Origin of the sequence: Enterococcus sp. AZ048 (genome assembly GCF_051715125.1) — a bacterium.
Taxonomy (GTDB): Bacteria; Bacillota; Bacilli; order Lactobacillales; family Enterococcaceae; genus Enterococcus_A; species Enterococcus_A gilvus.
Genome location: NZ_JBIOTD010000001.1, coordinates 1,892,657 through 1,918,725 on the forward strand (window position 1 = coordinate 1,892,657; position 26,069 = coordinate 1,918,725).

Below are 26,069 nucleotides of genomic sequence, written 5' to 3' on the forward strand. Positions count from 1 at the left end.
GCATATCTTTGTTTTATACATCTACAAAACCTGATTATAACGCAAATACGTTGAAAACTCTACATTTGGGTACAAAGGTTTAAAAAAAGACTAGGCTTTCTCCGCCTAGTCTCAAGAATTTTATAATACTTTTGATAAAAAGTCGATGGTGCGAGAATTTTGAGTATGGTCAAACACTTCTTCTGGCGTGCCTTCCTCAACGATCACTCCGCCATCCATAAAGATCACGCGGTCGCCAACTTCTTTAGCGAACCCCATCTCGTGTGTCACGATCATCATGGTCATGCCTTCTTTTGCCAATTGCTGCATCACTTCTAAAACATCCCCGACCATTTCAGGATCAAGTGCTGATGTTGGTTCATCAAACAGCATCACGTCCGGTTGCATCGCCAAAGCTCTTGCGATAGCGATCCGCTGCTGCTGCCCCCCTGATAAAGAATGAGGGTATGCATCCGCCTTTTCAGACAAACCGACCTTTTCAAGCAATTCCTTTGCGATTTTTTCCGCTTCCGCTTTTGCCAAGCCCTTTACCTTGATCGGCGACAATGTGATATTGTCCAAGACCGTCATATTGGGAAAAAGGTTAAATTGCTGGAACACCATTCCCATTTTTTCACGTGTTTTGAAAATATCATTTTTCTTATCTGTAATATCCGTTCCTTCAAACCGAATCGTACCGGATGTAGGAACTTCTAATAAATTGACGCAACGTAAAAACGTACTTTTTCCTGAACCAGATGGTCCAATGATGACAACGACTTCTCCGGGCGTAATCTCTGCGGAAATGTCTTTCAATACCTCGTTATCGCCAAATTTCTTATTTAAATGTTCAATTTGAATCAATGCTTCTGCCATTATTTTCACCCCTACTCCTTATCGTTGATAACCTTTTCCAAGTTTTCTTTCCCACAGATTAAGCAGTCGAGACGTGATGAAGGTCATCACGAAATACAATGCGGCTGCGACGATCAGCGGTTCTAAAGGAATATAGGAATTTGATACCACGATTTGCGCAGAACCCATCAATTCGTTGATCCCGATCGTGGCAAGCAAAGAAGAATCCTTGATCAACGTGATAAATTCGTTGCCTAAAGGCGGCAAAATGTTTCTCAAAGCTTGCGGTAAAATCACATACCGCATGGTTTGCGCAGGGCGTAACCCTAGTGAATGAGCAGCTTCTGTTTGCCCAAAGTTCACTGCTGTGATCCCCCCACGGATAATCTCTGCAACGTAAGCCCCAGAGTTCAAGGAAAGTACGATCATTCCCGGGAACAAACGATTGATGCTGACAGACAAGACCCCAACATTTAAATCATTCGATGGGAAAAAGCCTTGTAAAATCAAAAATCCGATCGTAATCTGCAACAACATAGGTGTGCCGCGAAGCACTTCAATGTAAATGTTCGCAAACCAATTCAATGGTTTGTGTTTAGAAAGCTTCAGCAAAGCCATTGCCAGTCCGATCAGTGTACCCAGACAGACAGTCGCCAGTGAGATAATAACCGTGATGCTCGCTCCTGAAACAAAGTACGATAAATATTTACTCAAGAAAGAAAAGTCCAAAACATGTTCCCTCTATTCTTCTGCTGATTTTTCGGCTAATTCATGATTTTGTTTCACATACTCATCAATTTTGCCTTCGTCATTTAATTTTTTAATGATCTTATTGATTTCGGTTTGCAATTCGTCACTGCCTTTTGGCAAAGCGATCGCGAAGGCTTCATCTTCATTGGCCTTCAAATCAATATTCGCAATCATTAAATCAGGATTTTGCTGTACATACGATTCAGCAATCGTTTTTTCAACGACCATCGCATCTAATGATCCGCTGTTTACTTCAATAACCATGTTTGGAACTTTTTCGATTGAGACCAATTTTGCGTCTTTGATTTGTGTTTTTACAACATCTTCTTGAATCGACCCTTTTTGTGCACCGACATTTTTGTCTTTCAATGCATCTAAGCTTGTCAATTTATCTTGATTCTTTTTATTGATAATCACAACTTGTGGTGGATTGTAATAGTTATCTGTGAAGTCGAATTGTTTTTTCCGTTCTTCTGTCGCAGAAATCGCGGAAATCGCGATGTCTGATTTGCCTTCTTTCAAGGATGCTAAAACTGTATTAAAGCTCATATCTGAAACTTCCGCTTTAACGCCTAATTCTTTAGCTACTTCATTGACCAAATCGATATCTGCACCGACGATCTTATCTTTTCCATCTACCATTGTATGGAATTCAAAAGGCGCGTAGTCTGCTGACGTCGCAACTTTTAGCACGCCTGCTTTTTTGATTGCTGCTAACTGATCCTCTGATTTCGCATTAGACGAGTCTGAAGTGTTATTGCCACCTCCGCCGCATGCTGCAAAAATAAATAGTGCTGATAATGCCATTACTAAGCCGGTAATCTTTTTCATCCTAATTCCTCCTATTTTTTGAATGGTTTTTTCAATGAATTTATTATAGCATGAAATTTTCATAAAACAAGCATTTTATTGTATAAATATTAAATTATCTTTGAATAAGGTCCTTTTTTATGTATATATTCACGATAGCATGAATAAATATTTCCAGCAGACACTTCTCTGTCACTGACTTTGAACAATAAAAAGCCAGAAAATCTGATCACGGGGATCAAATTTCTGACTTTTTATTTCTGCGCACACCTTAAAATTTACGGAAACGCTGGTATCGTTTTTCAATTAATTCTTCTGTCGTATAGCTCGAAAGCTCTGTGATTTTTTCAATCAATGACTTCTTCATCATACGGATGATTTTTTCTTCGCTGAGTTTGTTTCCTTTCAACGTTTCAGGAATCACGCGGTCAATGACAGCCAGGTCCAATAATTCAGCGGCGGTTATCTTCATTAGTTCCGCCGCTTCATCTGCGCGCTTGCCATCTTTCCAAAGAATCGAAGCAAAGCCCTCTGGCGAAAGAATCGCGTAGATACTATATTCCATCATCCAAACCTCATCCGCTAACGCCAACGCTAATGCGCCGCCGCTGCCACCTTCTCCGGTGACGATCGAAATGATCGGAACCTTTAAATCGGACATTTCCATCAGGTTTCGGGCGATGGCCTCGCCTTCTCCACGTTCTTCAGCTTCCACGCCGCAGAATGCCCCCGGTGTATTTACGAAACAAATCACGGGACGTTTGAATTTCTCCGCTTGCTTCATTAACCGCAGTGCCTTGCGATAGCCCTCAGGATTAGGTTGACCAAAATTACGCGCCATATTTTCTTTCAAATCATTTCCCTTTTGAATACCAATGACGGTTACCGGCTTGCCTGCAAGTTTGGCAATTCCTCCAATGATGGCAGGATCATCACCAAAGAGACGATCGCCGTGCAGTTCTTGAAAGTCGGTAAAAATTTTCTCAAAATAATCCAGACTGGTCAACCGATCTTGGTGCCTCGCCAGTTTAACAATCTCTCCAGCAGTAAGACCCATTAGTCACACCAGCCTTTCTCTTGATGAAATGCGACGAATTCCGACAAACGATCTTTCAGCATCATTCTCGGAATGATTTGATCTATAAATCCATGTTGCAAAAGAAATTCTGCTTTTTGAAAATCCTCTGGCAATTGTTGACGAATCGTCTGTTCGATTACTCGTCTACCAGCGAATCCTACCAACGTTTGCGGTTCAGCTAAAATAATGTCGCCTTCCATCGCAAAGCTGGCAGTAACACCGCCAGTCGTCGGATCTGTCAATACCGTAATGTAGAGCAATCCGGCATTACTGTGACGCTTCACTGCCGCCGAGATTTTTGCCATTTGCATCAGTGAGAAGATCCCCTCTTGCATTCGAGCGCCTCCCGAAGCAGTAAAAAGGACGACGGGCAATTTTTCAACAACTGCCTTTTCAAAAAGGCGAGTGATTTTTTCGCCAACCACTGTTCCCATACTGCCCATGATGAAATTTGCATCCATGACACCGATCGCCACTTCTTGACCATTGATCGTCGCTTTTCCAGTTAAGACCGCTTCATCAAGGCCGGTCTTTTCTTTCATATTGTCGATTTTGGTCAAATAATCAGGAAAATCAATCGGATTTTTTTGTTCCAATTGATTGTCCCAATCAACAAAGCTCTTTTCATCGATCGTCAATGCTAATCGTTCCCATGCGCTTATGCGAAAGCTGTAACCGCAATGAGGACAAACTTTTTCAGCACCGATTTCTTTTTTATACAATGTACGTTTACAATTTGGACATTTCGCCCACATATCGTCTGGTACAGCAGGTTTCGTTGCTGGCATAGTGTCGCGGTTAGGATTGATCCGAATGTAGTTTTTTTTCTTATTAAAAAGTCCCACTTAAATTCCTCCTACTCGCTTTGTTGCCACTCAGGTAAAAATGTTTTTTGTAAAAAGCTGGTATCATAATCGCCAAAAAGTACACTTGGATGGCTGATCAGATCCATTTGGAACTCCACATTCGTGATAACGCCATCTGACACGAATTCTCCTAGTGCGCGTTGCATCTTCATCAAGGCATCAAAGCGATCGTCGCCGTGCACGATGATTTTCGCGATCATGGAATCGTAGTATGGCGGAATGGATACACCGCTATACATCGCGCTATCTACTCTCAACCCTAAACCACCACTAGGCAATAACAGCGTTTTGATTTTACCGGGCGAAGGAGCAAAGTTAAACGCCGGATTTTCTGCGTTGATTCGGCATTCGATTGAATGTCCATGGAAGGTAACATCCGATTGTTCTAGTCCTAACGGTTCCCCTGCTGCAATTTTGATTTGTTTTTTTACAATATCAATGCCCGTTACCATTTCAGTGATCGGATGCTCAACTTGAATCCGCGTGTTCATCTCCATAAAGTAGAAATGACCCTCTTCGTCTCGAAGAAATTCAATCGTCCCTGCACTTTCATAGTTAACCGCTTTTCCGGCTTTGACAGCGATATCTCCGAGCATCTTCCGATTTTCCTCACCGATAACGACTGAAGGCGCCTCTTCCAAAACCTTTTGATTGTTTCGCTGCAAGGAACAGTCTCGTTCTCCTAAATGAATGACATTGCCTTGCTGATCCCCTAAAATCTGTACTTCAATATGACGTGCTGGATAAATGATTTTTTCCATGTACATCGAATCATCACCAAAAGCCGCTTTTGCTTCTGACTTGGCTGATAAAAAGTGCTTTTCTAATTCACTCTTTGTCGGAACTTTACGAATCCCTTTTCCGCCGCCGCCAGCCGCTGCCTTCAGCATCACCGGGTAGCCAATTTCTTCAGCTAGTTTTTCGGCTTCTTCCAAACTATCGATCGAGCCGTCGCTGCCTGGAATAACAGGAACACCTGCTTTTTGCATCAATTGACGTGCGTGGATCTTGTTTCCCATCGCATCAATTGTTTTTTCACTAGGACCAATAAATTTGATGTTGCATTCTTCACACATTGTCGCAAACAAACTATTTTCAGATAAAAAGCCGAAACCCGGATGGATCGCCTCTGCATTTGTCACGATCGCAGCACTTAGGATGCCTTGCATATTTAAGTAGGATTCACTTGAACGAGCAGGTCCGATACAAATCGCTTCATCGGCCATTTCTGTGTGTAACGCTTCTTTATCCGCCTCGGAGTATACAGCGACTGTCTGGATTCCTAATTCACGACAGGCACGAATGATCCGTACAGCGATTTCGCCTCGATTAGCGATTAAAATTTTTGAAAACATAGGCCTCTATCCAATCATAAACGTTAGCTCTGCCTCGGCTACTTTTTTGCCATCGACATATGCGATGCCTTTTCCGCAGCCTGCTGCCGAACGTACTTTTGTTAATTCTACTTCTAAAACCAAGGTATCTCCTGGGACCACTTTCTTACGGAATTTTGCTTTATCAATTCCGCCAAAATAAGCCGTTTTCCCTTTAAATTCATCCATTGACAATAAAGCAACTGCACCTGCTTGAGCCATCGCTTCCACGATTAGAACACCGGGCATCACAGGTTCATGAGGAAAGTGTCCTTGGAAAAAGGGTTCGTTCACAGAAACGTTTTTCTTCGCTTTGATGCTTTTCCCTGCTTCTAATTCCTCTACACGATCGATCAATAGCATCGGGTAACGATGCGGAATAATCTCTTTGATTTCTTCAACTGTTAACATGTCGTTCCTCCTCGTTTCTTCATACTTGTCGTTTTACCTTTTTTAGCCGATGCGGAACAAAGGCTGTCCATATTCAACAACGTCTTCATTTTCCACCAAGATCTCGGTGATCGTCCCATCGAATTCACTGGTGATCTCATTCAACAGCTTCATCGCTTCAATGATGCAGACAGTGTCCCCTTGACTTACCGATTCTCCAACAGATTTAAATGCTTCTTGTTCTGGCGAAGGCTGCAAGTAAACGATCCCTACAATGGGGGAAGTGATAACTTGTCCGCTGCTTTTACTTTCAGCAGTTGCGGCACTTTCTGATGCTGTAGGTTCAGCTGTTGTCTGGTTAGAAGGGGCAGCGACGGTCTCTGCTGGCTGCTCTTCTTTTTGTACAGGCGCTGAAACTTGGCGACTTGTTTGATTTTTATTCATATACAATTCAAAACTGCCTTCACGTAAATCGAATTCAGTGAGGCTCGAATCGTTGAATTGACTCATTAGTTCTTTGACTTCTTTGATTTCCATTCTTAATCCTCCCAGCGCTTCAAGCAAATCACAGCATTGTGACCGCCGAAACCGAGAGAGTTACTTACAGCGTAATTGACTGCTGTCTCTTTTGCTTCATTCACAACAACATTTGCTTTGATTTCTGGATCTACTTCTTGGATATTCGCGGTTGGCGGAATAAATTGGTGCTGAATAGCCATTAATGACGCGACAGCTTCTACACCGCCGGCTCCACCAAGTAAGTGCCCGGTCAATGACTTCGTACTGCTGACAAATGCATTCTCAGTCAATGCCGATTCGATCGCTTTGCTTTCCGCTTTGTCATTTGCTTGTGTACTAGTGCCATGCGCATTTACATAGTTGACTTCATCAGGAGTAATTCCTGCTTCTTTGATTGCTTCTTTGATTGCTCGTGCCGCGCCTTCGCCATCTGGAGAAGGTGCAGTCATATGGTACGCGTCACAGGTTGCGCCGTATCCAACGACTTCTCCAAGAATTTCAGCACCGCGATTTTGAGCGTGCTCCAAGGATTCTAAAACTAGGACACCGGCTCCCTCACCCATAACAAATCCATTGCGGTCTTTATCGAATGGGATCGATGCTCGTGCTGGATCTTCGGAGGTACTCAAGGCAGTTAATGAAGCAAACCCAGAAATACCAATTTTATTGATACAAGATTCCGCACCACCAGCAATGATCACATCAGAATATCCGTGCTTGATATTTCGGAAGGCTTCCCCGATCGAATGCGTGCCGCTTGCGCAGGCTGTCACAGTACTGGTACAAATACCTTTTGCCCCGATCCGTAAAGCAACATTTCCGGCTGCCATATTTACAATAGCTAACGGTACGAACATTGGCGATACACGTCCGGGACCTTTAGCATCCATTTTGAGTACTTGATCCTGGATTGATCCGAGACCGCCAACACCTGATCCGATCATTACGCCAAAGCGCTCCATATCCTCTTCGTCCGTGTTGATACCGCTCATCTTCAATGCTTCCAGCGCAGAATAAATAGCATATAAGGAATAAGTTTCCATTCTCTTTGTATCTTTTTTGACAAAATATTTTTCTAAAGGAAACTCTTTTACTTCTGCGGCGACTGTAATCCCTGTTTCACTTGCATCAAAACGGGTGATTGGGCCAAACCCATGATTTCCTTCTTTTAGATTAGTTAAAAATGTTTCTTCATCGTTCCCGATTGGTGAAGCAACACCAAAGCCTGTAATTACGACACGATTCATTTTCATCCGTCCTTTCTTTACATGACCATTCCGCCATCAACGTTCAATACCTGTCCCGTGATGTATTCGCTTTGAGCTAGAAATAGGGCTGCATTGGCAACATCTTCTACCGTCCCGAAGCTTTTTAGCGGAATTTGTCCTTCCATTTGTTCTTTTACTTTATCGTTCAATTCATTTGTCATATCTGTTTTGATAAATCCAGGAGCAATAGCATTACAGGTAATGCCGCGAGGCGCGACTTCTCTGGCTACAGCTTTCGTGAAGCCGAGAACACCTGCTTTACTCGCCGCGTAATTGCATTGTCCAACATTCCCGATCAAGCCAACGACACTTGAAAGATTGATGATCGCGCCTGCACGTTTCTTCATCATTTTTTTCAATACTTGCTGCGTCATGTTGAAGGTCCCCTTCAGATTAATATCCATAACGGCATCAAAATCCTCAGGCTTCATACGTAAAAGCAATTGGTCCTTTGTGATGCCCGCATTATTGATCAAAATATCGATCGTACCTAGCGTTTCTTCGCATTCCTTGATCATGTGACCAGCATCCTCAAAGGAGCTGATATCTCCGCAAATACTGATACATTTCACGTTGAAGGCTTCGATCTCCGCGATTTTTTCCGCAGGGATCTCTTTTCGTCCATTCAATACGATATTTGCGCCTGCTTGAGCAAATGCTTTCGCAATTCCCCAGCCGATCCCCCGGCTACTGCCGGTGATAAACACTGTTTTATTCGTAAGTTCCATTCGAACCTCCCATGTCGTAGTTAGAAATTTATTCGTATCTGGATGTTTAAATTTCTGTCGCTTCTATTGCCTTCGCCAAAGAATGAAGTGGCGCTATTGTCCTAAGAAGTCGATCGTAGCCTGTAAGGTTTTCTCGTCTTCTACCCGACTAGTTGCCAATGAACGATCGATTTTTTTAATGAATCCAGACAATGTTTTTCCTGGCCCAATCTCCACCGCTCTTGAGATACCTAGCTCCTTCATCGTTACAACGCTGTCGCTAAAACGGACAGGAGACATCACTTGTCTCGTCAACAAAGAGACAATGTCTTCTTGCGGCATTATTTTTGCAGTGGTATTCGAGATCACTGGCAGGTGCATTTCCCCGAAGACGATCGTTTGCAATACCTCGTTTAGTCTCTTACTCGCTGGCTCTAACAAGGCTGTGTGAAACGGGCCGCTAACGTTTAGTGGGATCATGCGTTTTGTTCCAGCCGCTTGCAATAATTCTTCCGCTTTTTCAACTGCGGCGACTTCACCGCCAATTACGATTTGTTGCGGAGTATTATAGTTTGCTGGTGAAACAATTCCGATAGAAGAAGCTTCTCTACAGCACTCTTCAATTACTTCTGACGCAGTATTCATTACTGCTACCATTTTCCCGCTGCCTGTTGGCGCAGCCTCACTCATGAATTGTCCGCGTTTGTGAACCAGTTGTACCGCATCTTCAAATGTCAAAGCACCCGAGGCGACCAACGCTGTATATTCACCTAAACTCAATCCTGCGACTACATCTGCTTGAAACCCTTTCTCAGTCAACACTCGTAAAAAAGCTGTACTGACAGTCAGTATAGCTGGCTGAGTAAATTTTGTTTCATTGATCTGGTCGTTATCTTCGAAGCATAGCTCCTCCATCGAAAAACCAAGTAAATCACTGGCTTCTTCAAATGTTTCTTTTACGACTTTTTCTTGCTGGTACAACTCTTTGCCCATTCCGACATATTGAGCGCCCTGCCCGCTGAACAAGAATGCTGTTTTCATGATCGTCTCCTAATAACAGGAAAGGCCAGGCCTCACGCCTAGCCTTTTCCCAGAATTTTATTTATTAAGCGTTTTGTTGTTTTTCAACGTATTCAACTAAATCTTTAACAGTTGTGATGCCATCTTCTGTTTCGATCTTCACATCAAATTCGTCTTCGATTTCATTGATAATTTGGAATAGGTCCAAGCTGTCCGCTTCAAGATCTTCTTGGATGTTTGTTTCCATTTTAACTGCTTCTTTTTCTACTCCTAGCTCTTCTACGATGATGTCTTGAATTTTTTCGAATGTCATAAGTTGTTTCCTCCGATAATTTTAAGTTTTGATTTTTATATTTTTAACAAGCTTATAGCTGGATAAGCAGGTTGCCCCACGATAATCCGCCGCCGTAGCCTGTCAATACCACTTTTTGATTGCTGTTTAAAGATAATACATTTGCTTCAACGAGTTCATCCAATAAAATTGGGATGCTCGCCGCTGAAGTATTCCCATAATTCATTAAATTCATAGGGAACTTTTCAATCGGCGCGTTCATTTTACGAGCGATTTTCTCAATGATTCGTTTGTTTGCTTGATGCAGCAAATAATAATCAACTGACTCGTCACCGATAAATTCTTTCAAACTTTTGGTGACGTCGTTTAGTGCGAAATTCCAGATACCGCGGCCGTCCATTGCCAAGGCCGTATTCGTTTCTGGTTCTTCATGGAAAATATTACTGTTTTTACGGAAGCCTGAAGTCAAAGAACTGGCACGTTCACCATCTGACCGCAGCATCTGCTTTATAATAGAAGGTTCTTCATTTGCCTCAAGTAAAATACCGGCAGCGCCATCACCGAAAAGAACAGCGGATGAACGATCTTGCCAATCTAACAGCTTAGAAATCTTTTCTCCGCCAATAACGATTCCCCGCTTCATCCCACCGCGAATAAAATTTTCGGCAGTTGCTACCGCGTATACAAAACCTGCACAGGCAGCAGTTACATCAAACGCCATCGCCTGCTTTGCCCCGATCTGTCCTTGGACCTGACAAGCGACCGAGGGCGAAGTATAGTCAGGAGACATCGTCGCAACAATAATGAAATCCAAACTCATTGGATCGATCGTTGTCTTGCTGATCAGTTTCTTCGCAACTTGCGCGCACATATCAGAAGTATTTTCTACTTCCGCTATATGCCGTTGTTTGATTCCCGTTCTCGATTGAATCCATTCATCAGACGTTTCCATCCATTCAGCTAAGTCATCATTGGTAACGACTCTTTCAGGTAAGTAGCGTGCTGTTGCAATGATCTTTCCGAAGCTCATACTCATTTGATCTCCTCTAAATAACTATATAGATTCGCTAGAGCTTTTCGAAAAACTTCTTGCTCTTCTGTATTCAAGTCTTTGATGGCACTTTTCACCATCTCCAAGTGAAAGTGTTGATGAACTCGAAAGACTAAGCGTCCCGTTTTCGTCAAACCCAGTTTAACGACTCGACGATCATCCTCGCTCCGAATCCGTTCTACATAGCCCTTTTTCACTAAACGATTGATGGATGTCGTTAACGTTCCAACGGTAACTAACAGTTCTCTAGCAACTTCCGTCGTCGTCTTTTTTTTGTACATCCCGATCGCATCGATGGTGTGCATCTCTGTAATCGTCAAATCGCTGAATTTTGATTTTTTTAGTTCGTTTTCTTCAATCGACAAAACGTCGTTGAAAATAGAAACTAAATAGGTATTTAATTCTTCCCAGTTTTTTTCCATGTCCTCACCTAATTAGTTTGATTATCAAATCATTTGATGTTCAAACTATATCTTATTTTTTTTCTGAATGCAACTACATTTTTTCAGTTAATCAAAAATTAATGATTATCACTAGGGGGCTTCGATTCTTGAATAATAACAGAAATACTTTGATAATCAAATCATATTTTCAAAAAAAGGTCCTTAATCAATTTTCCTTTTCCAAGAAATGTTGTTATCAGCCCAATCATTTAACTGTGGCTGCTCAAAAATTTTCTTTTGCTCGAAAATAATGACACGACACTTGCCGATTGTCCCCTTCTTCGAAATTTACAGACTTCATCCACTCGTAAAATGCTTTTTGTTGGTCGAAATAATCAAAACCACCCGTGTGAACGGGTGGTTTGCTCTGCGGCTGAAAGCCTCTATTACCTGCCATAGCCTAAAAGGCTTTCTGAAAGCTTTCCCTCTCGCACCACTTTTACTCGCTGATTCTAATAGAATCTCTCGTTACTTCTTTTTGTTTTTCTTTCCTGTGAACGGATCATATTCTTCAAACAATGTGAGTTGATCTGCTACATAATCTTCCTGTATTTGATTACGAATATATTCTGTTATCTGCGCCTTATTTCTTCCAACCGTATCCACGAAATATCCCTTACACCAAAATTTTCGGTTTCCATACCGATATTTCAGTTCTGCATGCCGATCAAAAATCATCAAGCTGTTTTTTCCTTTCAAATACCCGATAAATTGTGCCACGCTTAATTTTGGTGGAATACTAACTAACAGATGAATGTGATCTTTGCACGCATTCGCTTCCAAGATTTCTACTTTTTTTCTGTCACATAATTCTCGTAGAATCTCTCCAATACTTTGTTTATATTTTCCATAGATTATTTGTCTTCGATATTTCGGTGCAAACACGATGTGATACTTACATCTCCATTTTGTATGTGCTAAACTTTCAGTATCCTTTTTCATAAAGGGTCCTCCTAAATTTGATTGTGATGCGGTCGGGAAACCAACATCAGTTTATCAATTTTGGGAGGTCTTTTTAATACCACGCTGGAAGCTCTCCGGAACCACTCGCAGAGCAAGTGGTTTTCAAAACATACAAAAAAAATAAGCGGGAAGCCCGCTTATTAAACATTTCTATGCATAGGAATTGCATTATTATTTGGATGAACCAGCAAATATTGAATGACATCAATATTGCTCGCTTGAAATGACGCTGCACAGGCTTGCAAATAAAGATCCCACATTCGATAAAAGGCTTCATCTTTTTGCTCGATCACTTTATCTGCTACTTCATGGAAGTTTTTAGTCCAGTGCTCTAATGTTAATTGATAATCCCGACGCAAGCTTTCAAGGTCAATTAGCTGCAGGTCATTTTCAGTAATGTGTCCTACCAATTCAGTAACGCCTGGAATATATCCGCCTGGGAAGATGTATTGATTGATCCACGCATTTTTTGCCCCGCCTTGTTGACGGCTGATTCCATGAATCAATGCTGTCCCATTCGGTGCTAGGTGACCTTCAACGACTTTAAAATACTCTTGCAGATTTTCCGCACCCACGTGCTCGAACATTCCTACACTCGTGATGTGATCAAAGGTCCCTTTCAAGTCACGATAGTCCATCAATTCAACAGAAACGCTCTCTTCCAAATGTTCCTCTTTAATGATTTCTTGAATGTGTTGGTACTGTTCTTCACTAAGCGTGATCCCCTTAGCCTTCACTTTGTACTCTTTAGCCGCGGTTAAGATCAACGTTCCCCAGCCGCAACCAATATCTAACAACGTTTCACCCGGCTGAATAAATAATTTATCTAAAATATGATGCACTTTATTGATTTGCGCTTGCTCCAAAGAATCTTCCGGCGTTTCAAAAAAAGCGCACGAATAGGTCAAGGTGCGATCTAACCACAATTCATAAAATTCATTTCCTAAATCATAATGGCTATGGATATCATGTGCCGATTGTTTTTTTGTATGCTTTTCCTTTGGCATCCACTTTTTGAAATTAGTGTTATGGAAAAAGCCATTTGATTGATTGTAAACATCGTAGATCAAGGCCTGAAGATCGCCTTCAATTTCGATTTTCTTTTCCATGTATGCTTCGCCTAACGCGAGAGATGCATTGTTCATTAATTCCTTCACCGGAATTTTCTCGTTGAAAAGAATCTTGAAGACGGTATCCTCCTCGGGATTTCCGTATTCCTTCACTGAACCATCCCAAAAAGTAACTTCTGTTTTTTTAGAAAAAGATGGTTTAAATAATTGATTGTATACTTCTTTGTCTAACATAATCATGCCTCCCTCACAATATATTCTTCCTAAACGTTCATTAGTTCAAAAGATATGATCTGAGTTTGGACAAAAAATAGGATTTTCTCATAAAATTGTCATTGAATGTTTGGTGCAGCTCCTAAAAAAAGCGCAAAAAAAAAAACGGGTTTCCCCGTTTTATTGAATCAAATCATAAATTTCCATCGCAACAATGTCGATGTTATCAAATTGATAAGATTGTTTGCTGTCGCTTTCAGTCAGCTCAAATGTTTCTGTTGTATTATCATAAGTTACAGTACATTTTTCTACGCCTTCTTTTTCAAAACGACGCAATTGTACTTCATTATCCGTTGATTCAGTCATTGCTTCCAAGCGTTTAATAATGGCAACTAATTGTGAATGTTTCATCTAGATGCCCCCCTTCTTCTCAATTCTGTCTTATTGTATCAAATCCAACCGTATCTTGCATTGATTTTCATCAATAAATTTATGATTTTTTTACTAAATCTAACTTAAGATTCAGACCACCACAATTTAATCAAGGCTTGCGTCCCATCATTTTCGAATCCTTGGTCTGCCAAGCGTTCATATAGCTCTGTGGCTAATTTAGTTGCTGGTAAATCAAGGTTCATTTTCTCAGCCTCGTCTAAGGCGATTTTCAAGTCTTTGATAAAGTGCTTTACAAAGAAGCCTGGCGAATAGTCCGATTTCAAAATACGTGGTGCGTAATTCGACATGGACCAGTTTTGAGCAGCACCGCCGCCTAAGGTTTCTAACACTTTCGAAACGTCTAAATTGGCTGCTTTCGCATAGACAAGCATTTCTGTCATGCCGGTCATTGTTCCGGCAATCATGATTTGGTTCGCCATTTTCGTATGTTGTCCCGCACCAGCTTCACCTTGAAGAGAATAACTTTTTCCCATTATTTCAAATAAAGGTATCGCCCGGTCATACACCCCGCGATCGCCGCCGACCATGATTGTCAACGTTCCGTTCTGGGCACCTAAATCACCGCCCGAAACAGGAGCATCTAATGAAGATGCATCTTTTTCTTTAGCTGTTTGATAAATTTTTTCTGCCAAGGTCGGTGTCGACGTCGTCAAATCAATCAAGATCTTTTCAGCCACCTCTGCTGAAAAAATACCCTTCGCTCCATAATAGATTTCTTCAACATCGCTAGGATAGCCTACCATAGAAAAAATAATCTCGCTGGCATTCGTCACCTCTGCTGGCGTATCTTGCCAAATTGCACCGTGTGCAACTAATTCATCCGTTTTACTTTTTGTACGATTGTATACAGCGACCTCGTGTCCTGCTGCTAAAAAATGCTTTACAATCGATTTTCCCATCACGCCAGTACCGATAAATCCTATTTTCATCTGCTTTACCTCCAAAATAAAAAATAATCCATCTCCAGTATACATGAAGAGATGGATTTCAGCTTTATTTATCTTCGCTATTTCTGAGGGAGTTGATCCGGACACGCATTTTTTGAACTGTATGCGCGGGAGACCTTACTTCCACATGATTTTGTTCATAATAAAGAATCATTTCTTGATAGAATTTAAGAATCTCACTTCCAAAGCGTTCGGCAGAGATCTCAATCAGTTTATTTTTTTGTACTTCCGGATCTACCGGGATCTGTTGCTGCGCGTAACGAACAAAGCAATCACTAAAGTCGTTGTCTCGTTCAAACGTGATCCCTAAAGATTCATGGTCCAATAATTGCTCTAAATAATCGTTTCCTTCCACGATACATTGCGTACCGGAAGCAATCGCCTCAGCGTAGGTCAGCCCTTGTGTTTCTGAGGTCGACGCGCTGACAAAGTAATCCGCTGCGTGGTAATAATACGCTACTTCCTCATGAGGAACTTCTCCGGTAAACTGAACATACTCCTCAATACCGAGTTCACTCGCCAATTCTTCTAGATCTTCACGATAAGGGCCCTTACCAACAATAACAAGACGCGCCTTCGGAAAACTCATAAGAATCTCAGTAAATTGCTGCACGATGACATGGATATTTTTTTCATAGGAAATACGGCTGAGAGATAAAATCATCAGCTCGTTCTCTTGAATTCCTAAGTTCTGCCGCAATTGATCCGTTTGCTCTTTGGTAATATCCGGCCGAACAAAATGCTTCACGTCGATCCCCGTCGGAATAATCCGCATAGGGATCTCCACCTCATAACGCTGCAGAGTATCCACCACCCGCTTACTTGGGCAAACGACTCCTGTAGAATGATTAACAAACATTTTTATAAAGTGCTTCACATGTGTCGGCCGAACCACTTTTCCATTGGCAATATAATGAAGATAGTCCTCATACATCGTGTGGTACGTATGAACCACTGGGATTCGCAACCGGTTCGCCACCAATTTGCCTAAGAAGCCCGCACCAAATTCTGTATGGGTATGGATGATATCCAAGTTCAATTCTTTCGCGATTTGATACGCAAACCAAATGCCCCGTACAACGATCCGTCGATCCGTAAAGGATACAAAGGGCACACTCGGCATTCGGACGATATCTTTTTCAAACTCATCGGCGTCAGGATCAGTTGTCGTAAATATAAATACTTCATGGCCCTGTTCCTCAAGCTGATCTTTCAACGTTCTAATAGATGTTGCAACCCCGCTTACTTGGGGAAAATAGGTGTCTGTAAAAAAACCAATTCGCACGTCAATTCCTCCAAACTACTTTGCGATTCTTCCATAGACTTGATGATCATAGGGAACACCTAAAACTTTTTGATACACCGCTTTTAGTTCTTTCCCGATCTGCGTAATACTTTTTTCCTGCGCAGTTTTAAATCCTGTCAGTGCAAGATTTGGCAATTGATGATTGACCAATTGTCGGATCAATCCCTCAAATTCCTGATTCGTAGTTCCCATATAACAGTTTACACGATTCTCCATCCAGCCTTCATAGACAGGGATATCCCTTAATAAGATCTGCTGTTGACTGGCTAACGCCTCTAAAACAACGATCCCTTCTGTTTCTTCGTAAGAAGGAAAGAAAAACAAATCCGCCCCTGAGTAAGCTCCCTCAATCAGATCGCCATTGATATAACCAGGAAAAAGAACATTTTCAGGATGATCTTTTTTGACGATTTTGCGAATTTCTCTTGGTATAGAAAGCATCGGAACACTGCCAAACCAGATAAATGTGTATTCGGGCATTTTTTTAGCAATCTCCACAAAATCAATGATTCCCTTACGCTCGAAAAACAACCCCACACAAATCACTACTTTTTGTGTTTCCGATAAATGAAAATGTCGGCGAAAAGCCGCTTCTTTGTATTCATCTGGATAATACCGTTTTAGATCGATTCCATTTGAAATGGCAGCGATCGGCTGGGTCAAACCATATTGTTGCAACAGCTTTTTTGAATAAGGTGTCGGTGTAATCAGGTGATCGGACTGCTCATACAAAGCCACTAACCATTTTTTTACGAAAGGTGCCAACTGATTTGAGCCGATAAACGAATTTCGGAAATCCTCTTCCGTAGAATGCGCATGATAAATTACTTTCTTGCCCATTTTTTTCGCTTTTTTAACTAAATAGAGACTTTTAGGTCCATATGTATTTACATGTAATAAATCATAATCGGTCGAATTTGGATCTAATGTGTACTCGATCCCCACCGCATCCAGTGCTCTTCTTTGATGACTTAAGGCTCTGCCGATTCCGGATTTTCCAATAACATTTTGTCCTTCAAAATAAAGTAATACTTTCATAACCCGCCTCCTCAAAAACAAATCAATTATATCATAAGCGTCTGACCTTTTTCTCAACCTATGGTCTGATTTTAAGGAATATGCAGAAAGTCCACACAGAAAGTATGAATTATTTTTAGCTGTTACGCATAAAAAAACCGCCGTCCAAGTGGACGACGGTTTTGAATTTTGCTTTATTTTACGTATTCTTCAACTAATGCTTGAACTTCTTCCATTGTATCGCATTCTTTTAATGCTTTTTCAGATAGTTCAGCCATTTTATCCGTTGTTAAACGTTTCATTAAGCTGCGTGTTCTAAGAATAGATGTCGCACTCATAGAGAACTCATCTAATCCCATACCCATTAATAATGGAACTGCTGTTTGATCGCCGGCCATTTCGCCACACATACCAGCCCATTTACCTTCAGCATGCGCTGCATCGATCACATTTTTGATCAAACGTAGGATTGATGGGTTATATGGTTGATATAAGTAAGAAACGCGTTCGTTCATACGATCAGCCGCCATTGTGTATTGAATCAAGTCGTTCGTACCAATACTGAAGAAATCAACTTCTTTGGCAAACTTGTCAGCTAAAACAGCCGCTGCAGGAATTTCGATCATGATTCCGACTTGGATCGTGTCAGAAACCTTCACGCCTTCATTAACAAGTTTTTCTTTTTCTTCGTTGAACATTTTCTTCGCTGCACGGAACTCTTTCAATGTTGCAACCATTGGGAACATAATACGCAAGTTGCCATGAACAGACGCACGTAACAATGCACGTAACTGTGTACGGAACATGTCATCGCCTAATTCAGATAAACTGATGCGCAATGCGCGGTAGCCCAAGAATGGGTTCATTTCATGAGGCAACGTCAAGTAAGGAAGTTCTTTGTCCCCACCGATATCCATTGTACGAACAACCACTGGTTTGTCGCCCATGCCTTCTAAAACGGCTTTATAAGCTTCAAATTGATCGTCTTCTGTTGGGAAATCAGATGAGTCCATGTATAAGAACTCTGTACGGTACAGCCCAATCGCTTCAGCGCCATTATTGTGAACACCCTCTAGGTCTTTAGGTGTTCCGATATTCGCAGCTAATTCAAAATGCTTACCATCAGCAGTCACTGTTTCAGCGTCTTTTAATTTTTCCCATTCAGCTTTTTGCGTTGCATAAGCTTCGCCAGCTTTTTGGTATTCAGCCGCTTCTTCTTCAGTTGGATTAATGATTGTTTCACCTGTGATCCCATTGACCGCAAGTAAAACACCCTCTTTTGCTTTGGCAGTGATTTCTTTTGTTCCAACAATTGCTGGAATTTCTAATGAACGAGCCATGATTGCTGAGTGAGACGTACGTCCACCGATATCAGTAACAAAGGCTTTTACAAAGTTTTTATCCAATTGTGCAGTATCACTTGGCGTCAAGTCATGCGCAACAACGACAACTTCTTCATCGATCATTGATGGATCTGGTAAAGTCACACCCAAAAGATGTGCCATTACACGTTTCGTAACGTCACGGATATCTGCCGCACGTTCTTGCATATAAGCGTTATCATCCATCGCCTCGAACATGCCGATATACATATCGGTTACTTCTTTAAGTGAACTTTCAGCGTTCACTTTATTATCTTGTATATGTTGTTTGATTTGACCAATCATTTCTGGGTCTGAAAGAACCATCAAATGAGCATCAAAAACTTGTGCTTCTTCTTCACCTAAGCTTTTTGCTGCTTTATCCCGAATTTTTTCTAATTCAGCAGAAGAAGCCGCCAAAGCGTCGTCTAAACGCTTTTCTTCGGCAGCAGTGTCTTCTACATTATTTTGTTTGAAAGATAAATCCGGTTGTACTAGCAGATAAGCTTTTGCAACGGCTACTCCGTCACTAGCGGCAATACCTTTTAGTAATTCAACCATTATTCAGATAATCCTTCTTTCTTCATTGTTTCTACGATTGCTTCCATTGCTTCTTTTTCGTCAGCACCTTCAGCAGAGATAGTCACGTCAGAACCTTGGCCAACACCTAGAGACATAACGCCCATGATTGATTTAAGGTTAACTGATTTTCCTTTATACTCTAAGTTAATATCAGAGTTAAATTTGCTTGCAGCTTGCACTAATAAAGTTGCGGGACGTGCATGAATCCCTGTTTCTGCTACTACGTGAAAATCTTTTTTTTCCATATTGACCGTTCTCCTTTATAAAAAAAAATGTTTTTTTATGTTAGGGCTTTAATGATAACGTCCATCATTTTGGGCCCTTCATTTTCTTAGATTACCATTTTTTTGCAGTGGATACAACAATTTTAGTCGATTTATTCAAGCAAAATGTATGCCCTTTCTTAAAATATGTGCTATACCCGTCCAACTTCCCCATTTCTTCCGTTTTCATTTTTTTTACATAACAAAGGAGCGTCCTAAAAAAGACCAGCACCGATTTTTTTAGCACTCGATGCGTTCGAATGCTAAAAATAAAAACAAACTGTTTGCTTTTATCAAAAATCTCGTTATAATTATGTCTAAGGTCAGTGATAGTCAAACAATTGACCAGCGTATCTTTTTACGAGATTCGCTTACTCGATGTACAATGGAAGAAATATCAACTATTGAAAGGGTGAAAAAGATGCTTTGCCAAAATTGTCATGAAAATGAAGCAACGATTCATTTATATGCAAATGTCAATGGTCAACGAAAGCAACTAGATTATTGCCAGAGTTGTTATCAAAAATTAAAGAATCAAGCTGGAGGTGCGCCACAGATGGCAGGAAATGATCCTTTTGGTTTTGGAAGTTTAGACGATTTGTTCCGTTCCATGTCCCAACAAATGCAACAACGACAAGGAGCTGCGGATCAAACACCACCAACCCAATTCGGCGGTGGAAATGGGATGAATAATCAACCCCCTCGCGGAAATGGCGGCGGCGGTCTATTGGATGAATATGGTATCAATATTACTGGACAAGCACGTGAAGGAAACATTGATCCCGTAGTCGGTCGTGATGACGAGATCCAACGAGTCATTGAAATCTTGAATCGTCGGACAAAAAACAATCCCGTATTAATTGGCGAACCCGGTGTTGGTAAAACAGCGGTCGTTGAAGGATTGGCACAAAAAATCGTCGATGGCGATGTTCCGCAAAAATTAATGGACAAAGAAGTCATTCGTTTAGATGTCGCTTCTCTTGTGCAAGGTACAGGTATTCGGGGACAATTCGAAGAACGGATGCAAAAATTGATCGAAGAGATTCGTCAAGCTGAAAACATCATTCTATTTATTGATGAAGTTCATGAGATCGTCGGTGCCGGCGCTGCTGGAGACGGCAATATGGATGCTGGGAATATTTTGAAGCCTGCTTTAGCTCGCGGCGAATTACAAATGGTCGGTGCAACCACATTAAATGAATACCGCATCATTGAAAAAGATGCTGCATTGGAACGTCGTATGCAACCCGTTCGCGTGGAAGAGCCTTCTGTTCAAGAAACCGTTGAGATCCTCAAAGGTCTGCAACCACGTTACGAAGATTATCATCATGTAAAATATACGGATGATGCCATCAAAGCTGCGGCTGAGTTATCAAATCGTTACATCCAAGACCGCTTTTTACCTGACAAAGCAATTGATTTGCTGGATGAAACAGGGTCGAAGAAAAACTTAACGATTCAAATTGTTGATCCAAAAATGATCGATAAAAAATTGGCCGAAGCAGAGCAACAAAAATCACAAGCTTCTCAAGAAGAAGACTTCGAAAAAGCTGCTTACTACCGCGACCAAATCAACAAATTGCAAAAAATGAAAGACCGTCAGATAACAGATGAAGAAACACCGGTTATCACTGAAAAGGACATGGAGAAAATCGTTGAGAAACGTACAGGCATCCCTGTCGGTGAATTAAAAGAAAAAGAACAAACACAATTGAAAAACCTTGCAAGTGATTTGAAACAACACGTCATTGGACAAGATGAAGCGGTAGAAAAAGTTGCGAAAGCCATTCGCCGTAATCGTGTTGGTCTAAACAAAAAAAATCGCCCGATTGGTTCCTTCTTATTCGTTGGACCAACAGGTGTCGGTAAAACAGAATTGGCTCGTCAGTTAGCAGAAGAGCTTTTTGGATCAAGCGACTCTATGATTCGTTTTGACATGAGTGAGTATATGGAAAAACACAGTGTGTCTAAATTGATTGGTTCACCTCCTGGCTATGTTGGGTATGAAGAAGCTGGTCAATTAACGGAGCAAGTTCGACGTCATCCATACAGTTTGATTTTATTGGATGAAGTTGAAAAGGCACATCCAGATGTTCTTCATATGTTCTTACAAATTCTTGATGACGGCCGTTTAACGGACTCACAAGGTCGGACTGTCAGCTTCAAGGATACGATCATTATTATGACAAGTAATGCTGGTACTGGTAAAATCGAAGCAAATGTCGGTTTTGGTGCCGCTCGTGACGGCGTTACTCGTTCTGTATTGGGACAATTGAAAGATTTCTTTGCCCCAGAATTCTTGAACCGTTTTGATGGGATCATCGAATTCAGTTCGCTGTCAAAAGAAAATCTTATGAAGATCGTTTCATTGATGTTAGATGATGTAAATGAACTTTTAGCTTCACAAAAATTGCACATTGAAGTGCCGAATAATGTGAAAGAGAAATTGGTTGATCTTGGCTACGATCCTGCAATGGGTGCTCGCCCACTTCGTCGTACGATCCAAGAAAATATCGAAGATGGGATCGCCGAATTCTATTTAGATCATCCAACCATTACAGAGCTAAAAGCGAAACTTGATAAGGAAGATCATATCGTCATCACTTCTAAACCTGAACGTTTAGCAAAAGAAGATAAAAAATAACACTTTAGGACCCTCGTCAGACACGAGGGTCCTATTCTTTTATGCAAATTTTCTAAATCTTCTAATTAAAATGAGCAACATCCTTCTTTTTTCTTAATCTTTCTTATATAATTACACTATGAAGTAAGGTTTTAGGAAGAAGGTGTTTCGGGATGAAACTTATCAATGTGACGAATAGTCATTCACAACTCGTGTATAATCAGCTGGAGAACACTGATGCGAATATGATAAAAATTTATACTATAGGAAATACTACCGTCATTTATACCGATGCTTATAAGCATGCTGAGATTGTTTTAAAAAACGACAATCGCAATATTTTGCCATCGGAAGTAGACTTCGTACATAATTATTTTAAGCGAAAATTGGATGAAGGAACCTATGATTTTGCAAATATTTCCTATCTTGAATCTCCCGGCCTAATCGAAATGTCAATAACAAAAAAATAGTTGAAGCGAAAATGCTTCAACTATTTTTTATTTACTTTATTAGCGATGATTGGCAATTGAAAAATCCCTACAAAAGCCAAAACCTCGATCCATTGGATGACTGGAACCCCTGCCCCTGTATAGATCATCATAAACATCTCTTTCCGCTCTGGCGCCCATGAACAAAACCAGGATACACCGATCAGAAAAATCAAATAAGAAAGTGCCAGTCCCAAAAGAATCAGCAGCATTCCTCTGAATGTTTTTAACTGTGCTTTAGAAAAAAGACTGCCCACACAAATAATTAAAAATCCCGCGAAGCAGAACAATAACCACAACGGTGTAAGGTCTCTATAAACTTGAATGATTCGGTTTGAGAATTTGGCAGTTGCGGTAAGCGTTATTGGCTCAGTTCGCGGCACATTTATGTCCTGCCAGTTCTCTGAGAATGAAAGTCTCAATAACTTTTCTGCCTCTGAGACATCTTCTTTAGGTCCGAGCGTTCCATCTGATCCCTGTCCATAATCCTTATAAAAGACATTGTACTCAAATCCACTCTTCATAAATTCACCGACAAGCGGCAAATCCTTTAGTAGTTTTCCATCTCCCGTACCGGTTAGATAGATCTCCCTTTTTTCTTTTAGCGTGCCCTTTTCATAGGCAGTTGATAATTCAGAAGCTACTTTTTCCCAAAACGCTTCTGTTTTCTTTCCATCTTTATAGTAGCCGGCTTGATTCGCCGCGTCACGCAGCGCCCAAAAGATAATGTCTCCTGAGATATCTTCTCCACCACTCCACGGGCTCCCGTTATAAATCCAATCAATATTTTTCTTAATGGACTGAAGTCCAGGTGAAACGGATTCTGCCTTCTCAAGCGCCTTTCTCGACACCCAAACTTTGCTATTCGTTTGATTCAGGTCAGTTCCGTCATCCATTCGAATGAGCTGCTTTGATACAAGACCGAAAGCACCACCTGTCCGATCATTGACCGCAGCAATCCCGTAATTTTCTTTATTCATATATTTTAGCCCGCTTGTCACTGAAAAAAGAGTGACAAAAGGCAGTAAACAAAGGATTAATTTTACTAATTGCTTTTTCGTAAAATAAAACTTCTTAATGGAACTGCGAAGAGTTTTTAGCTTGAAATTCGGATCATTTTCAAAAATAACGGAACCTGCAATAACGATCATCCCTACTGTCACGATTGGCAACAGCCATAAGGAGTCTTCACGAATGTACCAGTAAAAAGTAAAAATCAGGGCCAATCCTACTCCCCAACTGGCGAAGGAACGCACTTGTCCATTTCTTCTAAAATACAATCCCACCAAACATCCAATGACTAACAAAACTGCCGGAACAACAAGTGTATTCCGATAGATCCGCGTACTGTATTCACTCGTAAGTGAAATTGGAGAATATAAAAAGAAGGTATAAATACCCGTCAAAATCCAGCGATTGCGTATCAAAGGGCGTAGGGCTACAGCAGCTACACTACTTGCCAGTACATTGAAAAGACCAAGGAAAGCACCGTAAGATAAATGTAGCTTGTTGCCCAAGACGATAAAAAGAGAGTAGGAAATCCCTTTGGATAACGTCTTCGTCGAATACTCTCCTAGCCAATTTCCCTTTAGCAGCTCTTGACCATACCGAATAAATAACTGATCGTCATAGCCGGCATACAGATTAATAAAGTAAGGGGCCTTGGCACTCAAAACGAAACGAAACACGGTCATCCCGATCAATACGACTAGCAGGATCATAGTGCTTTGTTGTTTGAGCCGCTTTAAATAAATCGCTGTGTCGCTTTTAAACTTCTGCATCAAGGTCCCTTTCTTCTCGCATTTTACATCAAGCTCTTCAATTCTACTTCTGGGTATTTATCCGCGAACCAGCGCATCGCAAATTGATTTTCAAACAAGAAGAGCGGTTGGTCAAAGCGGTCTTTCGCCAAAATATTACGGCTTGAGCTCATGCGTTCGTCTAATTGTTCTGGATCGATCCAACGAGCAATTTTATTCCCCATTGGCGTCATAACAACTTCCGCATTGTATTCATTCAGCATACGGTGTTGGAAGACTTCAAATTGCAGTTGTCCAACCGCACCGATGATGTATTCGTCTGTCAAATACGTTTTGTATAATTGAATCGCACCTTCTTGTACCAGTTGGTAGATCCCTTTATGGAAGGATTTTTGCTTCATGACATTTTTTGCAGTCACCTTCATGAATAGTTCCGGCGTGAAGGAAGGCAGTTCTTCATAGGCTACTTTCAATTTTCCTTCATAGATCGTGTCTCCGATTTGGTAGTTTCCAGTATCATAGACTCCGATGATGTCCCCAGCGACAGCTTCTTCCACATTTTCGCGAGCGTCAGCCATAAATTGTGTCACGTTGCTTAGTTTCATTTTCTTGCTTGTACGTCCAAGAGTGACATCCATTCCGCGCTCAAAAGTTCCTGAACATACCCGTACAAACGCGATTCGATCTCGATGATTCGGATTCATATTTGCTTGGATCTTAAAGACAAAACCAGAGAACTCTTCTTCATACGGAGAGATAGGTTCGCCTTCTTCAGTTTTGTGGGCGTGAGGTTTAGGTGCCAGATCAACAAAGGTTTCAAGGAATGTTTCGACTCCGAAGTTCGTCAAAGCTGAACCAAAGAAGACAGGTGTTTGATTCCCTTGCTGAATTTTCTCAAGATTAAATTGGTCCCCGGCTTCGCGAACAAGCTCGACTTCGCCTAATACATCTTCATAAATAGATTTTTCTTTTAACGGATGACCTCCCGCAATCTCACCATTGGTTAATTTAACGTAGCGTTCCCCTTCGTATTGTTCTGGACGGTAGAACTCGATGCGCTCATTGTGTATGTCGTAGATTCCTTCTAAGCCTTTTCCCATACCAATCGGCCAATTCATTGGATACGATTCGATCTCCAACAATTCTTCCAATTCCTCTAACAATTCTAGCGGCTCGCGTCCGTCACGATCCAATTTGTTAATAAAGGTAAAAATCGGAATTCCCCGACGTTTGACAACTTGGAAGAGTTTCTTTGTCTGAGCCTCGATCCCTTTGGCACTATCAATGACCATTACGGCACTGTCTACCGCCATCAGTGTACGATACGTGTCTTCTGAAAAGTCTTCGTGACCGGGTGTGTCCAATATATTTACGCGTTTTCCATCAAAATCAAATTGCATAACTGAACTAGTTACAGAGATTCCACGCTGCTTTTCAATGTCCATCCAGTCTGATTTTGCGAAGTTCCCGGTTTTCTTTCCTTTTACCGTTCCTGCTTGACGAATCGCACCGCCAAATAAAAGTAGTTGTTCAGTGATCGTCGTTTTCCCAGCATCCGGATGGGAAATGATCGCAAAGGTTCGACGACTATCTACTTGTTGTTTTAAATTAGGGTTATTCAT

The 26,069-nt window shown here is 41.3% G+C and carries 26 protein-coding genes; 2 read left to right on the forward strand and 24 right to left on the reverse strand.

Features of this window, described 5'->3' with window-relative positions; translation table 11 throughout:
- Positions 1-120: 120 nt before the first annotated feature.
- The 22 genes from IGI66_RS09380 to IGI66_RS09485 form a co-directional block, all read right to left on the reverse strand.
- Positions 121-855, reverse strand: a complete 735-nt coding sequence (locus IGI66_RS09380; RefSeq protein ID WP_086303550.1) for an amino acid ABC transporter ATP-binding protein — start codon at positions 853-855, stop codon at positions 121-123.
- 18 nt (positions 856-873) lie between these two features.
- Positions 874-1,563 (reverse strand): amino acid ABC transporter permease, encoded by a 690-nt coding sequence (locus tag IGI66_RS09385; RefSeq protein ID WP_010780313.1) that lies wholly within the window; start codon positions 1,561-1,563, stop codon positions 874-876.
- A 12-nt stretch (positions 1,564-1,575) separates the two neighbouring features.
- Entirely contained in the window at positions 1,576-2,415 is an 840-nt protein-coding gene (locus IGI66_RS09390) for a transporter substrate-binding domain-containing protein (RefSeq protein ID WP_114524650.1), read from the reverse strand.
- A 250-nt stretch (positions 2,416-2,665) separates the two neighbouring features.
- Positions 2,666-3,451, reverse strand: coding sequence for an acetyl-CoA carboxylase carboxyl transferase subunit alpha (locus tag IGI66_RS09395; RefSeq protein ID WP_010780310.1), 786 nt, complete (start codon positions 3,449-3,451; stop codon positions 2,666-2,668).
- Positions 3,451-4,317, reverse strand: a complete 867-nt coding sequence (gene accD / locus IGI66_RS09400; RefSeq protein WP_010780309.1) for an acetyl-CoA carboxylase, carboxyltransferase subunit beta — start codon at positions 4,315-4,317, stop codon at positions 3,451-3,453. Before accD ends, IGI66_RS09395 begins: the two co-directional genes overlap by 1 nt.
- 11 nt (positions 4,318-4,328) lie before the next feature.
- On the reverse strand, positions 4,329-5,693 hold the full coding sequence (locus IGI66_RS09405) for an acetyl-CoA carboxylase biotin carboxylase subunit (RefSeq protein ID WP_010780308.1): 1,365 nt from the start codon (positions 5,691-5,693) through the stop codon (positions 4,329-4,331).
- Positions 5,694-5,699: 6 nt separating this feature from the next.
- Positions 5,700-6,122, reverse strand: coding sequence for a 3-hydroxyacyl-ACP dehydratase FabZ (gene fabZ / locus IGI66_RS09410; protein ID WP_086303547.1), 423 nt, complete (start codon positions 6,120-6,122; stop codon positions 5,700-5,702).
- A 42-nt stretch (positions 6,123-6,164) separates the two neighbouring features.
- Entirely contained in the window at positions 6,165-6,638 is a 474-nt protein-coding gene (gene accB, locus IGI66_RS09415; RefSeq protein WP_438848680.1) for an acetyl-CoA carboxylase biotin carboxyl carrier protein, read from the reverse strand.
- 2 nt (positions 6,639-6,640) lie between these two features.
- Positions 6,641-7,867 (reverse strand): beta-ketoacyl-ACP synthase II, encoded by a 1,227-nt coding sequence (gene fabF / locus IGI66_RS09420; RefSeq protein ID WP_086303545.1) that lies wholly within the window; start codon positions 7,865-7,867, stop codon positions 6,641-6,643.
- A gap of 17 nt (positions 7,868-7,884) precedes the next feature.
- Entirely contained in the window at positions 7,885-8,616 is a 732-nt protein-coding gene (gene fabG, locus IGI66_RS09425) for a 3-oxoacyl-[acyl-carrier-protein] reductase (protein WP_431377703.1), read from the reverse strand.
- Positions 8,617-8,709: 93 nt separating this feature from the next.
- Positions 8,710-9,636 (reverse strand): ACP S-malonyltransferase, encoded by a 927-nt coding sequence (gene fabD, locus IGI66_RS09430; RefSeq protein WP_438848682.1) that lies wholly within the window; start codon positions 9,634-9,636, stop codon positions 8,710-8,712.
- 64 nt (positions 9,637-9,700) lie between these two features.
- Positions 9,701-9,928: an acyl carrier protein gene (locus IGI66_RS09435; RefSeq protein WP_010740399.1), complete on the reverse strand. Its 228-nt coding sequence runs from the start codon at positions 9,926-9,928 to the stop codon at positions 9,701-9,703.
- A gap of 52 nt (positions 9,929-9,980) precedes the next feature.
- A complete protein-coding gene (locus tag IGI66_RS09440; RefSeq protein ID WP_438848685.1) occupies positions 9,981-10,943 on the reverse strand; it encodes a beta-ketoacyl-ACP synthase III in 963 nt (320 codons plus the stop codon).
- Positions 10,940-11,380, reverse strand: coding sequence for a fatty acid biosynthesis transcriptional regulator FabT (gene fabT / locus IGI66_RS09445; protein WP_010780301.1), 441 nt, complete (start codon positions 11,378-11,380; stop codon positions 10,940-10,942). Before fabT ends, IGI66_RS09440 begins: the two co-directional genes overlap by 4 nt.
- 489 nt (positions 11,381-11,869) lie before the next feature.
- Positions 11,870-12,343, reverse strand: coding sequence for an IS200/IS605 family transposase (gene tnpA / locus IGI66_RS09450; protein ID WP_438848687.1), 474 nt, complete (start codon positions 12,341-12,343; stop codon positions 11,870-11,872).
- A 161-nt stretch (positions 12,344-12,504) separates the two neighbouring features.
- Complete coding sequence (locus IGI66_RS09455) at positions 12,505-13,668, reverse strand: SAM-dependent methyltransferase (RefSeq protein WP_010780300.1); 1,164 nt, start codon at positions 13,666-13,668, stop codon at positions 12,505-12,507.
- 159 nt (positions 13,669-13,827) lie between these two features.
- On the reverse strand, positions 13,828-14,058 hold the full coding sequence (locus IGI66_RS09460; protein ID WP_010740403.1) for a YkuJ family protein: 231 nt from the start codon (positions 14,056-14,058) through the stop codon (positions 13,828-13,830).
- Between the two features lie 104 nt (positions 14,059-14,162).
- Positions 14,163-15,074: an NAD(P)-dependent oxidoreductase gene (locus IGI66_RS09465; protein WP_438848690.1), complete on the reverse strand. Its 912-nt coding sequence runs from the start codon at positions 15,072-15,074 to the stop codon at positions 14,163-14,165.
- A 19-nt stretch (positions 15,075-15,093) separates the two neighbouring features.
- On the reverse strand, positions 15,094-16,332 hold the full coding sequence (locus tag IGI66_RS09470; RefSeq protein ID WP_010780298.1) for a glycosyltransferase family 4 protein: 1,239 nt from the start codon (positions 16,330-16,332) through the stop codon (positions 15,094-15,096).
- Positions 16,333-16,347: 15 nt separating this feature from the next.
- Positions 16,348-17,391 (reverse strand): glycosyltransferase, encoded by a 1,044-nt coding sequence (locus IGI66_RS09475; protein ID WP_010780297.1) that lies wholly within the window; start codon positions 17,389-17,391, stop codon positions 16,348-16,350.
- 173 nt (positions 17,392-17,564) lie between these two features.
- Positions 17,565-19,292, reverse strand: coding sequence for a phosphoenolpyruvate--protein phosphotransferase (ptsP, locus tag IGI66_RS09480; protein ID WP_010780296.1), 1,728 nt, complete (start codon positions 19,290-19,292; stop codon positions 17,565-17,567).
- Entirely contained in the window at positions 19,292-19,558 is a 267-nt protein-coding gene (locus IGI66_RS09485) for a phosphocarrier protein HPr (RefSeq protein ID WP_010740408.1), read from the reverse strand. Before IGI66_RS09485 ends, ptsP begins: the two co-directional genes overlap by 1 nt.
- Positions 19,559-19,997: 439 nt before the next feature.
- Between IGI66_RS09485 and IGI66_RS09490 the strand changes: the two genes are divergently transcribed.
- The gene (locus IGI66_RS09490) at positions 19,998-22,220 is read left to right on the forward strand and encodes an ATP-dependent Clp protease ATP-binding subunit (RefSeq protein WP_316406597.1); all 2,223 of its coding nucleotides are present in this window, start codon (positions 19,998-20,000) and stop codon (positions 22,218-22,220) included.
- A 152-nt stretch (positions 22,221-22,372) separates the two neighbouring features.
- Positions 22,373-22,669, forward strand: coding sequence for a DUF1827 family protein (locus IGI66_RS09495; protein WP_010780294.1), 297 nt, complete (start codon positions 22,373-22,375; stop codon positions 22,667-22,669).
- 20 nt (positions 22,670-22,689) lie between these two features.
- Here the strand turns inward: IGI66_RS09495 and IGI66_RS09500 are convergent, their stop codons facing one another.
- Positions 22,690-24,468 carry a hypothetical protein gene (locus IGI66_RS09500; protein ID WP_438848693.1) on the reverse strand — a complete coding sequence of 593 codons (1,779 nt, stop codon included), beginning with the start codon at positions 24,466-24,468 and terminating at the stop codon, positions 22,690-22,692.
- Between the two features lie 23 nt (positions 24,469-24,491).
- Positions 24,492-26,069 carry a peptide chain release factor 3 gene (locus tag IGI66_RS09505; RefSeq protein WP_438848695.1) on the reverse strand — a complete coding sequence of 526 codons (1,578 nt, stop codon included), beginning with the start codon at positions 26,067-26,069 and terminating at the stop codon, positions 24,492-24,494.

Bases quoted from the DNA above. Each gene is read 5' to 3' on its own strand.
- IGI66_RS09380 (WP_086303550.1), bottom strand. From the start codon at position 855: ATGGCAGAAGCATTGATTCAAATTGAACATTTAAATAAGAAATTTGGC.
- IGI66_RS09390 (WP_114524650.1), bottom strand. From the start codon at position 2,415: ATGAAAAAGATTACCGGCTTAGTAATGGCATTATCAGCACTATTTATT.
- IGI66_RS09395 (WP_010780310.1), bottom strand. From the start codon at position 3,451: ATGGGTCTTACTGCTGGAGAGATTGTTAAACTGGCGAGGCACCAAGAT.
- IGI66_RS09405 (WP_010780308.1), bottom strand. From the start codon at position 5,693: ATGTTTTCAAAAATTTTAATCGCTAATCGAGGCGAAATCGCTGTACGG.
- fabZ (WP_086303547.1), bottom strand. From the start codon at position 6,122: ATGTTAACAGTTGAAGAAATCAAAGAGATTATTCCGCATCGTTACCCG.
- accB (WP_438848680.1), bottom strand. From the start codon at position 6,638: ATGGAAATCAAAGAAGTCAAAGAACTAATGAGTCAATTCAACGATTCG.
- fabF (WP_086303545.1), bottom strand. From the start codon at position 7,867: ATGAATCGTGTCGTAATTACAGGCTTTGGTGTTGCTTCACCAATCGGG.
- fabG (WP_431377703.1), bottom strand. From the start codon at position 8,616: ATGGAACTTACGAATAAAACAGTGTTTATCACCGGCAGTAGCCGGGGG.
- fabD (WP_438848682.1), bottom strand. From the start codon at position 9,636: ATGAAAACAGCATTCTTGTTCAGCGGGCAGGGCGCTCAATATGTCGGA.
- IGI66_RS09435 (WP_010740399.1), bottom strand. From the start codon at position 9,928: ATGACATTCGAAAAAATTCAAGACATCATCGTAGAAGAGCTAGGAGTA.
- IGI66_RS09440 (WP_438848685.1), bottom strand. From the start codon at position 10,943: ATGAGTATGAGCTTCGGAAAGATCATTGCAACAGCACGCTACTTACCT.
- fabT (WP_010780301.1), bottom strand. From the start codon at position 11,380: ATGGAAAAAAACTGGGAAGAATTAAATACCTATTTAGTTTCTATTTTC.
- tnpA (WP_438848687.1), bottom strand. From the start codon at position 12,343: ATGAAAAAGGATACTGAAAGTTTAGCACATACAAAATGGAGATGTAAG.
- IGI66_RS09455 (WP_010780300.1), bottom strand. From the start codon at position 13,668: ATGTTAGACAAAGAAGTATACAATCAATTATTTAAACCATCTTTTTCT.
- IGI66_RS09460 (WP_010740403.1), bottom strand. From the start codon at position 14,058: ATGAAACATTCACAATTAGTTGCCATTATTAAACGCTTGGAAGCAATG.
- IGI66_RS09465 (WP_438848690.1), bottom strand. From the start codon at position 15,074: ATGTATACTGGAGATGGATTATTTTTTATTTTGGAGGTAAAGCAGATG.
- IGI66_RS09475 (WP_010780297.1), bottom strand. From the start codon at position 17,391: ATGAAAGTATTACTTTATTTTGAAGGACAAAATGTTATTGGAAAATCC.
- ptsP (WP_010780296.1), bottom strand. From the start codon at position 19,292: ATGGTTGAATTACTAAAAGGTATTGCCGCTAGTGACGGAGTAGCCGTT.
- IGI66_RS09485 (WP_010740408.1), bottom strand. From the start codon at position 19,558: ATGGAAAAAAAAGATTTTCACGTAGTAGCAGAAACAGGGATTCATGCA.
- IGI66_RS09490 (WP_316406597.1), top strand. From the start codon at position 19,998: ATGCTTTGCCAAAATTGTCATGAAAATGAAGCAACGATTCATTTATAT.
- IGI66_RS09495 (WP_010780294.1), top strand. From the start codon at position 22,373: ATGAAACTTATCAATGTGACGAATAGTCATTCACAACTCGTGTATAAT.
- IGI66_RS09500 (WP_438848693.1), bottom strand. From the start codon at position 24,468: ATGCAGAAGTTTAAAAGCGACACAGCGATTTATTTAAAGCGGCTCAAA.
- IGI66_RS09505 (WP_438848695.1), bottom strand. From the start codon at position 26,069: ATGAATAACCCTAATTTAAAACAACAAGTAGATAGTCGTCGAACCTTT.